This is a genomic window from Halomonas sp. A11-A (assembly GCF_003182195.1).
GTDB lineage: Bacteria > Pseudomonadota > Gammaproteobacteria > Pseudomonadales > Halomonadaceae > Halomonas > Halomonas alkalicola.
On sequence record NZ_QGTM01000022.1, the window covers coordinates 45,260 to 57,969 of the forward strand.

Consider the following 12,710-nt stretch of genomic DNA (forward strand, 5'->3'; position numbering starts at 1 on the left):
CATGACCGACCAACGCCCCGACACCTCGCCCGCCGATCCCTGGGCCGAGATTCGCCCCTACCGTGACGACGAGGTGGCCGAGGTCCTCGCCCGCCTCGCCTACGACCCGGAGCTGCTCACCGCCCTGACCCGCTTCCGGCTGCCGCGGCTGTCGCGCGTCATGCCGCGCCTCTCCAGCACCCTGGCGAGCCTGGCCATTCGCCGCGAGGTGCGCGGCGTGACCAGCGTCAACGACTTCCAGATGCGCATCGCCTCCTACATGGAGCGCATGATCCGCACCACCACCGATGACTTCCAGGTCGAGGGGCTCGACGCCCTGGATAACGACACCGCCTACCTGTTCATCGGCAACCACCGCGACATCTCCCTGGATCCGGCCTTCGTCAACTATGCGCTCTACCTGGCCGGGCGTGACACGGTGCGCATCGCCATCGGCGACAACCTGCTCAAGAAGCCCTATGTCACCGACCTGATGCGGCTCAACAAGAGCTTCATCGTGCCGCGCAGCGCCCGCGGCAAGCGCGCCATGCTGGCCGCCTACCAGCAGCTCTCCGCCTATATCCGCCACTCCATCACGGTGGACAACCACTCCATCTGGATGGCGCAGCGCGAGGGGCGCGCCAAGGACGGCATCGACCGCACCGACCCCGCGATCATCAAGATGATCACCATGGCTCGGCGAGCCGAGCAGCGCGGCGTCTCCATCGGCGAGGCGGTCGCCGAGCTGCGCCTGGTGCCGGTCTCGATCAGCTACGAGTACGACCCCTGCGACGTGCAGAAGGCCCGCGAACTCCACGCCCTGCACACCAGCGGCAACTATGAGAAGGGCCAGTTCGAGGACATCCAGTCCATCGTCGCCGGAATCACCGGCCACAAGGGCCGGGTGCGGCTCTGCGTCGGCACGCCGCTCTCCGATGACTTCGCAAGCCCCGAGGCCGTGGCCGCGGAGATAGACCGCCAGGTGCTGGCGGGCTACCATCTCTACCCCAGCCACTACCTGGCCCTGGAGGCGCTGGGCGACGCCCCGGAGCTGATCGACCACGCGGCCATCAGCGACGCCGACCGCGCCCGCTTCCAGGCCCGCCTGCAGCAGGTCCCCGCCGAGCTGCGCAGCTGGTGGCTGGCGCAGTACGCCAACCCGGTACGCAACAAGGCCGGACTCATCTCTCCCTGACCGCCCCCTGACCGCGAGGACGCCATGGCACACGCCCACGGCCATCACCACCATCACCATGCCGTGCCTCCCGACCGCGGCGCCCAGACCCGCGAGGCCCACAAGGTCACCCTGATCGGCGCGGTGATCGATTTCGTGGTGGGTGTGGCCAAGATGGTCACCGGCTTCATGGTGGGCTCGGCGGCCCTGGTGGCCGACGGCATCCACTCCTTCTCGGACATCCTCACCGATGTCTTCGTGCTGGGCGCCACCCACTTCGGCCGCCAGGAGCCGGACAGCAACCACCCCTATGGCCACGGCCGCATCGAGACCCTGGCCACCCTGTGGCTGGGCAGCGTGCTGATCTTCGTGGCCGGCGGCATCGCCTGGGCCAGCGTGACCCGCCTGGTCGCCGGCGAGCCGATTCCCGCCCCCGGCCTCTGGGCCATCGGCATCGCGGTGATCGCCCTGGGGGCCAAGGAGTGGATCTACCGCTACACCATGCGCGTCGCCAAGCGCGTCAACTCGCGGCTGCTCGAGGCCAACGCCTGGCACTCGCGCTCCGATGCACTCTCTACCGTGGTGGTGCTGGTGGGGCTGATCGCGGCCCAGTTCGGCGCTGGCTGGATGGATGCGGTGGCCGCGGTCATCGTCGGCGTGATGGTCGGCCAGGTGGGCGGCCGGCTGCTGTGGGAGTCGAGCCAGGAGCTGATCGACACCGCCCTGCCCGAGAAGGAGCGCCAGGAGATGCAGGCGGTGGCCGAGCAGGTGCCGGGCGTGCGCGGCGTCCACGACCTGCGCACCCGCACCCTGGGCAGCCAGGCGCTGCTCGACCTGCATATCGTGGTACCACCGCGGGTCACCGTCTCCGAGGCCCACGAGATCGGCAACGCCGTGACCCGACGCCTGCGCGAGGCCTTCCCGGTACTGGCCGACGTCACCTTCCACATCGACCCGGAGGACGATGCCGGCGAGACCGAGCACAGCCTGCGCCCCGGCCTACCGCTACGCGGCGACGTGGAGGGCATGCTCGACGAGACCTGGCGCCACGTGCGCGTCTGGCACGCAAGGGTCGCCCTGGACCTGCACTATCTGGACAACCAGGTGGATGTCTCGATCTTCATCAACGCCCTGCCGGAGGACCAGAGCCTGGAGCAGGCCGCCGACGAGCTGCGCGCCGCCTGCCGCGAGCTCGGCTGGATCGGCCGGCTGCGGGTCTGGCAGGGCCCCGGCAAGGGGTGAGCGCGACACCCTGCGTCAGGGTATGAGCCCAATAGGGCACTCGCATTAGGCCTCGCCTGCGCCTAGACTTCAGCAAACGCCGATCTATCCGAGCCCCGCCATGCCACCCTCCTCCCCGCGCCCCCTGCAGTCGCCGGGCCGTCGCCGCTTCGTGGCGGGGCTCGGTGCCCTGCTGCTGGCGACCGGGCTGGGGCTGCGTCCGGGCCCGGCCACGGCGAGCCTCGACCCCTCGCGGCTGCGCCAGAGCATGCAGCGCCTCTATGGCCAGCAGGGGCTCAACGCCCTGGAGGCCTGGTTCTCGCTGCTCGAGCGCCTGCGCGGCGTCCCCCTCCAGACCCAGCTGCGCGAGGTCAATGACTTCTTCAACCGCCGGGTGCGCTGGGTCGATGACATCGACAACTGGGGCCGCGAGGATTTCTGGGCCACGCCGCTGGAGACCATGGGGCGCGGCCAGGGCGACTGCGAGGACTACTCCATCGCCAAGTACGTCACCCTGAAGCAGCTCGGGGTACCGGGCGACCAGCTGCGCATGATCTATGTACGGGCGCGGATCGGCCGCAGCCAGATCACCCAGGCCCACATGGTGCTGGGCTGGTACGAGACGCCGGCGGCGGAGCCGCTGATCCTGGACAATCTGGTGCCCTCGATCACGCCGGCCGCCCAGCGCACCGACCTCGACCCGCTGTTCAGCTTCAACAGCCAGGGACTCTGGGCCGGCGGCGGCACGGAGTCGCGGGCCGACCCGCTGGCGCAACGTGATCGATCGCATGCGCGAGCAGGGATTCATCTGAGTCGGGCAAAGACCCGTGGGGAGCACAACGACATGTCGCTTATCAAGCAGCTCTGGCTGACCATCGTGGTACTGCTGTTGCTGGCCTTTGGCGGCAGCCTGTTCATCGGTGTGACCAGCAGCCGCCACTACATGCAGCAGGAAGTGCAGATCAAGAACGCCGACAACGCCAACGCCCTGGCGCTGACCCTGAGCCAGCTCGACAAGGACCCGGTGACCATCGGCCTGCTGATCGCGGCCCAGTTCGACACCGGCCACTACCGCCTGATCGAGCTGCGCGACCCGGAAGGCCAAGTGATCGACCTGCGTACCAGCGAAGAGACGGTGGTGGGTGCCCCGGACTGGTTCGTCGACCTGGTGCGCTTCGACGTACCTCCCGGCCGGGCCGTGGTCCAGGACGGCTGGCGCCAATACGGCACCCTGACCGTCGCCACCCACCATAGCTTCGCCTACCAGTCGCTTTGGCGCAGCACCCTGGAGCTGTTCGGCTGGTTCGCCCTGGCCGGCGCCATCAGTCTGGCGCTGGCGGCCTGGATCGTGCGCACCATCCGCCGCCCGCTGCGAGCCGTGGTCGCCCAGGCCCGCGACATCGGCAACCGCCGCTTCACCACCTCCCCCGAGCCGCGCACCCGCGAGCTCAAGGAGGTGGTGCAGGCCATGAACCAGCTCTCAGGCTCCGTGCGCGACATGCTGGGCCGCGAGAGCGAACGGCTCGACGTGCTCAGGCAGCGCCTGCAGCATGACACCGTCACCGGCGTGCTCAATCGCGAGGCCTTCCTCGGCCAGCTCAAGGTCATGATGGAGAGCAGCGGTGCCCGGGCCAGCGGCAGCCTCGCCCTGGTGCGTCTGGCACGGCTCGGCGAGGTCAGCGAACAGCTGGGCCACGCCGACACCGACGACCTGCTCAGGTCACTCGGCCAAACACTGGAACAGCTCGGCACGCTGCGCGGTGGCGGTATCGCCGGGCGCCTGGGCGGCGGGGACTTCGCCCTGCTGCTGCCCGGCGCGGTCGATCTTCAAGCCTTCGGGCAGGAGCTTACCCAGCGCCTTCAGCCGCTTCAGCAGCAGGAGGAGCGCATCAAGCTTGGTCTGCCCTCCGCCCTGATCGCCTACTCCCAGGAGGATCGGCCCGCGTCCCTGCTGGCAAGCCTCGACGGGGCGCTCGCCACCGCCGAGAACCGCGGCGACCTCGCGCAGCTGATCGCCGAGGGCCCCCAGCGCCTGCCGCTCTTCAACAGCCACGCCGACTGGCGAAAGGCGCTGCAGGAGGCCCTGCAGGCCGGCGTCTACCTGGGCCGCTTCCCGGTGCTGGACGCCAACGGCAAGCTGCTCCACCTGGAGTGCCCTTCGCGGCTGCGCCTGAAGGGCGAGTGGCGCCCCGCCGGCGTCTTCATGCCCTGGATCTCGCGCCTGGAGCTGGACACCGCCCTGGACATGGCCGTGGCACGCGAGACCATCAAGGAGATCGCCCGCCACGGCAAGCCGCTCGGCATCAATCTCTCCCCCGCCTCGGTGCGCAACGCCCGCTTCGTGCTGGACCTGCGCAACCTGCTCCAATCACAGCGCGACTCCGCCGAAAAGCTCTGGCTGGAAGTCCCGGAATCCATGGTCATCCATGACCTGGAGAGCTTCCGCAGCCTGTGCCGAGAGCTGCAGCCCTTCGGCTGCAAGGTCGGCCTCGAGCACGTCGGGCGCGAGTTCCGGCGCATCTCGGACCTGCAGGACCTGGGGCTCAGCTACCTCAAGATCGACGCCTCGCTGGTCAAGGGGGTCGACCGCAGCCCCGAGCAGCAGACCATCCTGCGCGGCATGGCGACGCTGTGCCACTCCATCGGCATCCTCGCCATCGCCGAGGGCGTCGACAGCCTGCAGGAGGGCGAGCTGCTCTACGAACTGGGCATGGACGGCGTCACCGGCCCCGGCGTCCGGCAGCACGACAAGCCCGCCTGACCTGCCAACGCCAGCGCCCCGCATTTGCGGGGCGCTGGTGTATTGGGCCTGTGAATTGGGGATAGAAGGTCGGAGATAGAGCACAGCCCGCCGAGACAACCCCGAGGCGCCAGACCGATCAGATCACCCCGCTCTCCTCATCGTCGCTGCCGACCAGGCTAAGGCCGCTCAGCCGCCGACGCAGCGTCTGACGCTCCATCACCTTCTGCTGGGCCGCCTCGGGCAGCTCGGTGAAGCTGATCACCCCCTTGTCCATCAGCAGCTCGATCACGTCCTCCAACACCCGCACAAAGGCCAGATCCGAGGCCTGGAAGTGCGCCTGCCCCGCCTTGACCTCCCCCTCGCTCAGGAAGGCCAGCAGCTCCGGCGAATCCGCCGCCAGGAACTCCCGGCAGTCCGGCGTCGCCTCGCGGCTGACCAGCTCGATGCGACCATCATTGGCGCGCTTGATGTACATGACTCGCTCCCATGTGAGTTTTCTGAAGCTTAGCAAAAAGCCCCGCCCGGCGAACCGGGCGGGGCCAACTCAACACAGTTAAAGGTTACTGATCGGTGGTGTTGGTCGTGGTATCCAACTCGTCGGGGCCGGAGGAATAGCCCACAGAAGGATCGTCACCGCCATTCACCGACTTCGGCATCTTGTCCATAGACGAATCATCGTCTTTCAGAAGTTCATCGTCATCGCTAACGACATCCTCGAACTTGATAACATCTTCCTTCTCGCCCTCTTCGACAAGTTCATCCTTATCGCCTTTATCATCACTCGTAAACTCGGTAACCTGCTCATCTTCTTCATAACTGTTGTCTTCCGAACTAGTATCTTCCAAGTCGGTTTCTTCCGAGCCGGTGTCTTCCGAGCCGGTGTCTTCCGAACTAGTATCTACCAAGCCGGTATCTTCCAAGCCGGTATCTTCCAAGCCGGAATCTTCCAAACCGGTGTCTTCCGGGCTGGTATCTTCCGAGCTGGTATCTTCCGCGCCAGTGGCTTCAGAGCTGCCTGCGTCGCCCTCGTCATTTTCAACAACATCCTCAGACGCGGTCTCAGCCTCATCCTCCAGGATATTATCATCCTTATCGTCAGAGCCCGATTCCTCCTGCTCCTCTGAGCCCTTGCTGGACTCGCCGTCTGTATCTTCCTCGGTTGAATTGGCACTCTCGTCAGATTCGTCGGAAACCGCCTCATTATCCGTTTCGATTTCCTCTGGATCTTCCAGCAAGGCAGCAAAAGCCGACAAGTCATCGGTAGCAAAGAATGCCGAGGCTTCCATGCTCTCCAATGATTCATCGCCCAACAGGCTGATGGTCAGGCTAGCTTCGGCGGAGGCACCATCCGGCGTCTTCAACTGGTAAGTGAAGACGTCCTGCTGACCGATATTGTCAAGATTCGCATCCGGCTGATAGGTGTAATCACCGTTGCCCGAAAGCGTCAACGTGCCAAACTGGCCCTGAACCGTCCGCGCCTCGCCGAGGGGAACCTCGACGAAAGTGCCACCGTCATCCACTAGCAGCATTGTACCGGCCGGCCGCACGTCCGGGTTGCCGTCCACGCCCAGGTCGTTGATCACGTTGCCGGTCACCGACTGCGCTTCAGGCACCAGCTCCGGCGGCAGAGTAGTGATCAGCTCCAGATCAGTGATGGAGGCGCTGGCGGATCCGCCTAAGCCAGCCCAGTTAATGTCAGCCGTGACCGTCAATGTGTAATCACCGGCCGGTAGGTCTTCAATGGTCACCGGCTCAGATGAGTTGCCACTGATAGTGGTCGGCCCACCGACAACGCTGGCGCCGCTTTCATCCAGAAGGTCCCAGGTCAACACCGCAGTTGACGAGCCCCATAAAAACCCAGATGAAATAGACGTCACCGCGGTGAAGCTTAGCGTACCAGTCCCATTTTCCGCTACCTGCAGGGCAATGCTGACAGAATCGCTGCTCGACCCTGATAGTAAAAAACCAGATCCAGAAATCCCAAACGCCGCATCATCCGGCGTTGCATCCACAGGCTCCTGCTCCACCTCGGTCAACGTGATGCTGGCCTCGGAGCTGTTGTCGGAGGCCGCGAGGTTCTCGACATCTACGCTGCCGGAAGTCCAGGCGCTTTGCATGCCCTGATCGGAGATTGCCAACGCATTCACGGTAATCGACTCGGCGCCGTCCGAGGGACGAACCTGAAGGTAGGCGATGTTATCGCCGTCGAGCTCGTAGAAGCCGTCGGCATTCGGTGTCAGCGGGTTGCCGTTCTGCACCAGCGTGCCGCCTTCCACCTCCACAAGGAAGATCTCGATGGAGCCCTCGTCAATGGAGCCTGAGAGCGTCACCGGATAGACAAATGACGCGGCCACCAGGCTGGCCGAGATGTCCGAGACGTTGACGATCTCGCCCTTATGCGTGGAGGTCACGCGGAACTCGAGAATCACCTGGCCGTTTTCGTCCAGCACCACGTCGAAGCTCGGTGACTCCGGATCGAACACCGTGTTATCGCTGTTGAGCGGATCGTAATAGTTGAACTTCTCCAGCAGAGCGCCGTTGGCAAAGACCTCGAACTTGTCCTCGGTACCTCCACGGCCGGTTTGACCGTCTTCCCACCCACCGAAAGCCTGGTGAGTCCAACTAATGGTGACGATCTGCCCGGCCTTGGCGGCACCGAAATCGAGCGTTGCGAAGCCGCTATCCACGCCCGGGTTTGACGAGTCAATGTTGTTGTCACCGGAGCCACCTACCGGTTGCTCAGAACCGAGATTCTCGAAACTGCCCGGCACCGTCACGGTCTCGAAGTCGATCTCCCGATCCACGTCCACGGTGGCTTCTGGAATCGGCAGAGGATCCGGTGCCGGTTCCAGCGAAATGCGGTCGGCGCCCTCACTGCCCAGGTTGCCCGCTGCGTCGGCGTAACTCTGGTCGGGAATGGTGGCACTGGCGTCACCATTGAAGCCAGACTCGGCCACCACCGTGCCGGTCCACACCGTAGGATCAGTGGGGTCCTGCGTCAGGCCGGCGTCGTTAAGCGTCAGGCCTTCCAGCTCAAGCAGCTCGGCGACCTGCTCGCCGGTCAGCGGCTCGCCGCTCTCCACGCCGTAGGCCTCTTCGCTGAAGTCGATCCGAATCGAGGTCTCCTCGCCTTCGGCGAGCGGCGCACCTTCGTCGCCCAGGGTGACGCTGACCGTCGGGGCGGTGGCGTCGATCACGCCGTCATCCGTGGCGCTGGCGCTATTGCCCGCCGGGTCGGTGACCGTGGCGGTGACGCTGACCGCGGTGTCGGTGCCGTCCAGATCGGTAATGGTGACGGTCTGGCCGTCGTCCAGCATCGCCTGGGTGACGGCGCCGTTGAACAGCTCGTTGCCTTTGCCATCCACCACCACCAGGGTGTCGCCGATTTCGGTGCTGCCACCCAGAGTGACGGTGGCGTTGACGCCATCGGCGATCTCCTCGGCGCTGTAGATGTCGCCCGTGGCGTCTTCGAGCGCCACGCTGACCGTCGGGGCGGTGGCGTCGATCACGCCGTCATCCGTGGCGCTGGCGCTATTGCCCGCCGGGTCGGTGACCGTGGCGGTGACGCTGACCGCGGTGTCGGTGCCGTCCAGGTCGGTGATGGTGACGGTCAGGCCGTTGTCCAGCATCTCCTGGGTGACGTCGCCGTTGAACAGCTCGTTGTCCTTGCCGTCCACCACCACCAGGGTGTCGCCCACTTCGGTGCTGCTGCCCAGGGTGACGGTGGCGTTCACGCCGCCTTCGATCTCCTCGGCGCTGTAGATGTCGCCCGTCGCCGCTTCCAGCTCCACGCTGACCGCCGGGGACACCGCGTCGATCACGCCGTTATCGCTGTCAGTGGCGCTGTTGCCCGCCGGGTCGGTCACCGTGGCGGTAACGCTGATCTCGGTATCCGTGTCATCCAGGTCGGTGATGGTGACGGTCAGGCCGTTGTCCAGCATCTCCTGGGTGACGTCGCCGTTGAACAGCTCGTTGCCCTTGCCGTCGGTGACCACCAGGGTGTCGCCCACTTCGGTGCTGCTGCCCAGGGTGACGGTGGCGTTCACGCCGCCTTCGATCTCCTCGGCGCTGTAGATGTCGCCCGTCGCCGCTTCCAGCTCCACGCTGACCGCCGGGGACACCGCGTCGATCACGCCGTTATCGCTGTCAGTGGCGCTGTTGCCCGCCGGGTCGGTCACCGTGGCGGTAACGCTGATCTCGGTATCCGTGTCATCCAGGTCGGTGATGGTGACCATCAGGCCGTCGTCCAGCATCTCCTGGGTCACCAGGCCGTTGAACAGCTCATTGCCCTTGCCGTCGGTGACCACCAGGGTGTCGCCCACTTCGGTGCTGCTGCCCAGGGTGACGGTGGCGTTCACGCCGCCTTCGATCTCCTCGGCGCTGTAGATATCACCGGATGCGTCTTCGAGTGCCACGCTGACCGTCGGCGCGGTGGCGTCGACGTCGTAGCCGCGTTCGGTGTCCGCACTGAAGGGGTTACCAGCCTCGTCGGCGCCAGTGACTTCCGCGGTGACGCTGTCATTCTCGGCTAGCAGCGAGCCCGGCACGTCGATGGCGTAGGTCAGGTCTTCGCCCACCAGGCCGGTGAACTCTTGTCCGCCGACGGTCAGGGTGACGGTGTCACCCTCGCCGGCGTCGCCGCCCACGCTACCGGTGATGGTGATGGTCTGGGTGGCCTCCTCGCTGTTGATCACGTCGTCGCCGGTAATAGTGTCGATCGTGATCATGGCTTCGGCAGTGGTGTCCTTAACAGCGTCATAGCCCGCATCAACCGGGGAGCCAGTCTGATCGGTAACGACAGCTTCGACTCTCAAATCACCGTCTTGAAGACCTGACAGATCAATCTCTGTCGAGTAACTGCCATCGGCACCGGTCACAGCAGTAGCAGTCGCTGAGTTTCCGAGGGCATCGGTGACGACGATGGAAACCGTGGAGCCCACAGGAACATTAGTTGTTGTCCCTGCAACAGGCACAGCGCCTTCATTGAGGCTATTAACATCAACCAGCGTCACTCCGATTGAGCCGGGTGCTAACTCCTCAGGCTCAGCCACTTCTTCCTCAGCAAGTAGCTCCGGCTCAGCCTCCGGGAAGCCGATCCCGGCGAGCTGTCCGCCCTCAAAGTTAAATGCAAGCGGATTCACATCCTCGGCAATGCGCCCCAGCATCACGAAGCTGTGGCCGCCGTCCGCGCCACCACCCGGGCCGGCGCCGGCCGCAGTCGCATCGAGCGCGTCGAGCAGATCGCCTTCGCCTTCGTCAATGGCGGCGAGCAGGGCCTCGAGGTCCTCATCCAGGGCGCTGAACTCGGAGGGCTCGGCAGACTGGCTTGAGTCCAGCTCCGGTGTCATGGCGACCTGCTGGCCGCCTTCGATCAGAGTGGGGCCGAGCCCATCACCAAAGTCCAGCTGGACTATAGCGTTGTCGGCAGTGACGAGCGTCTCGCCCTCATGCAGGGTGTCACCCACGCGAAGTTCGCGGAGGTTGCCGTCGGCGTCGCGCGCCCAGGCTTGCCCGGAGATGGAAATGACGGTTGCGATGGCCATGGTAGGACTCCCTGCATGATCATATTCGTGTTATCGGGCGCGACGACGCAGCGCCAACTCATGGATTCAAGTTAGGCGCAGCGGTCAGGTAAAAGTATTGGACCGATGGACAGGTCAGTAAGCAGGTTGACCTGGGTCAATAAGGAAGGGAGCTAGCCAGAGCCTCCCGTCGGCACGTGGGGTGCCGGCAGGGCGCGGTTCACTCGATGTCGAGCGCGTCATCCTCGAGCAGCTGCTGGAGGATATCGGCGTGGTAGGCGACACCTTCGAGGAGGAAAACTTCATCGGCGAGGGTCAGGTCGCCACCGGCGAAACCACCCTCGACACTGATATGCAGGAGCGTCTCTCCCTCCTCGCTGGCAGACGCAAGGAGATAGTCGCTCAGAGGTAAGCGGCCGTTCTGGCGCGTTGTATCCCGAGGTGGCCTGATCTCTTACGCTGATCCCGTCATTCACCGACGGAGCATCAGTCCCCATGTCGAAGCGACGTCACTCTCGCTATCCTGCCTCGCAATGGCAGGCCTGGATTGACGAGCAAGCCCACAGTGGGCTCTCCCAGCAGGCCTTCTGCCGGCAGGCAGGGATCCCCGCCAGTTCCTTCAAGCTCTGGAAGCGGCGACTGGCCGGCGAGGCGCCAATGCCTTATCACAGGGCTGCCGAGCCGGCGCTCTTCGCACCCGTGTCAGTACCGGAGGAGGATGCCGTCGATGATGCGCCTCGCGGCTGGGAGATCGAGCTCGACCTGGGCGATGGTGTCTGTCTGCGCTTTCGCCGGGGGGCATGATGCGCCCGCCGATCACGCTCTGGCTGTGCACCCAGCCCACCGACATGCGTTGCTCGTATGATGGCCTGGCCGCCCTGGTTCGCCGACAGCTGGGCCAGAATCCGCTGAGCGGCCACGGTTTCATCTTCATCAACCGCCGGCGCACCCAGCTCAAGTGCCTGTACTTCCAGGCCGGCGGCTACTGCGTGTGGAGCAAGCGCCTGGAGCGCGGGCGATTCGCCGCCTTGTCGGCCCCCGCAGGCCAGGCGATCACGCTCAGCCACGCCGAGTTCGAAGCGCTGATCGAGGGACTCGATCTGGTGGTCACGAAACGCCGCAAACGCTGGCATCCCAAGGTGTCAGCGGCCTGATGACATGGTAAAATAATGGCCTGATTCATCAGGAATTATCACCTCGTGACGGCGCCTTCTCTGGAACAGAAATACCAGCAATCCCTGGCCGAAAACTCGGTCCTCAGGGAAGAGAATGCGTCGCTCCAACGCCAGCTTGACTGGTTCAAGCGGCAGCTGTTCGGTCGCACGTCGGAGCGCCTGCTGGCGATCGATCCCGCCGTGCAGCAGAGCCTGCTCAGCAGCATGGAGGATCTGCCGGCTCCGCCACCGTCCGACCTTGATGAAAACGATCCACCCGCCAAGACGCCGCCGCGCAAGGCGCGCCAGAATGCCGTCAACGACACTGGGCTACGCTTCGACGACTCGGTGCCAGTCAAGGTCATCGAAGTGGCACCGGACCTGCCCGAGGGCATGAGCTTGGACGACGTCGAGGTGATCGCCACGCGCAGCACCTTCCGCCTGGCGCAGCGTCGGGCCAGCTACGAGATCCTGGAGTACCGCTGCCCGGTGATCAAGGTCAGCGCGGAGTCCGCTCCCCAGGCCACCCCGGCGCCGGCCACGCTGTTCGATGGCTCACTGGCCGACGTCAGCTTCATTGCCGGCATGCTGGTCGACAAGTTCTGCTACCACCTGCCGCTCTACCGCCAGCATCAGCGCCTGCAGCAGGCCGGCATCCCGCTCAGCCGCACCACGCTGACCCAGCAGGTCGCGCGGGCCGCCGCCCTGCTGTCACCGATCCATGTGGCCCAGCTGGAGCATGTGCTGAAAAGCGCCGTGCTGGCCATGGACGAGACACCGATCAAGGCCGGCCGTAAAGCCAAAGGGAAGATGAAGGAGGCGTGGTTCTGGCCGCTGTACGGTGACCACGACGAGATCAGCTTCACCTTTTCCCCGTCACGCGCCAAGGCCCACATCGACACGGTGCTGGGTGACCA

General features: G+C 65.2%; 9 protein-coding genes and 1 pseudogene. 8 read left to right on the forward strand and 2 right to left on the reverse strand.

Going from position 1 to position 12,710, the window contains the following annotated elements; all coding sequences use genetic code 11:
• Nucleotide 1: 1 nt before the first annotated feature.
• The 4 genes and pseudogenes from DER72_RS12850 (at nucleotide 2) to DER72_RS12860 (ending at nucleotide 5,135) form a co-directional block, all read left to right on the forward strand.
• The gene (locus tag DER72_RS12850; RefSeq protein ID WP_110070385.1) at nucleotides 2-1,174 is read left to right on the forward strand and encodes a 1-acyl-sn-glycerol-3-phosphate acyltransferase; all 1,173 of its coding nucleotides are present in this window, start codon (nucleotides 2-4) and stop codon (nucleotides 1,172-1,174) included.
• A gap of 24 nt (nucleotides 1,175-1,198) precedes the next feature.
• Nucleotides 1,199-2,395, forward strand: a complete 1,197-nt coding sequence (locus DER72_RS12855; RefSeq protein ID WP_110070386.1) for a cation diffusion facilitator family transporter — start codon at nucleotides 1,199-1,201, stop codon at nucleotides 2,393-2,395.
• Nucleotides 2,396-2,495: 100 nt separating this feature from the next.
• Nucleotides 2,496-3,186: pseudogene (locus DER72_RS16290) on the forward strand (transglutaminase-like cysteine peptidase).
• Nucleotides 3,187-3,218: 32 nt separating this feature from the next.
• Nucleotides 3,219-5,135, forward strand: coding sequence for an EAL domain-containing protein (locus DER72_RS12860; RefSeq protein ID WP_219983287.1), 1,917 nt, complete (start codon nucleotides 3,219-3,221; stop codon nucleotides 5,133-5,135).
• Nucleotides 5,136-5,253: 118 nt separating this feature from the next.
• On the opposite strand, the gene DER72_RS12865 is transcribed toward DER72_RS12860, so the two are convergent.
• Both DER72_RS12865 and DER72_RS12870 read right to left on the reverse strand, forming a co-directional pair.
• Nucleotides 5,254-5,592: a tryptophan synthase subunit beta like protein gene (locus DER72_RS12865; RefSeq protein ID WP_110070388.1), complete on the reverse strand. Its 339-nt coding sequence runs from the start codon at nucleotides 5,590-5,592 to the stop codon at nucleotides 5,254-5,256.
• 85 nt (nucleotides 5,593-5,677) lie between these two features.
• Nucleotides 5,678-10,660: a retention module-containing protein gene (locus DER72_RS12870; RefSeq protein WP_110070389.1), complete on the reverse strand. Its 4,983-nt coding sequence runs from the start codon at nucleotides 10,658-10,660 to the stop codon at nucleotides 5,678-5,680.
• Between the two features lie 181 nt (nucleotides 10,661-10,841).
• Here DER72_RS12870 and DER72_RS16205 point away from each other — a divergent pair, with 181 nt between their 5' ends.
• From DER72_RS16205 to DER72_RS12890, 4 genes are all read left to right on the forward strand, one after another.
• Nucleotides 10,842-11,051 carry a hypothetical protein gene (locus DER72_RS16205; protein ID WP_181395672.1) on the forward strand — a complete coding sequence of 70 codons (210 nt, stop codon included), beginning with the start codon at nucleotides 10,842-10,844 and terminating at the stop codon, nucleotides 11,049-11,051.
• 83 nt (nucleotides 11,052-11,134) lie between these two features.
• On the forward strand, nucleotides 11,135-11,443 hold the full coding sequence (locus DER72_RS12880) for a transposase (protein WP_110070390.1): 309 nt from the start codon (nucleotides 11,135-11,137) through the stop codon (nucleotides 11,441-11,443).
• Entirely contained in the window at nucleotides 11,443-11,793 is a 351-nt protein-coding gene (gene tnpB / locus DER72_RS12885) for an IS66 family insertion sequence element accessory protein TnpB (RefSeq protein WP_169958680.1), read from the forward strand. Before DER72_RS12880 ends, tnpB begins: the two co-directional genes overlap by 1 nt.
• Nucleotides 11,794-11,838: 45 nt before the next feature.
• Nucleotides 11,839-12,710: transposase (locus DER72_RS12890; RefSeq protein WP_146209062.1), on the forward strand; the 872-nt coding region annotated here is incomplete at its 3' end.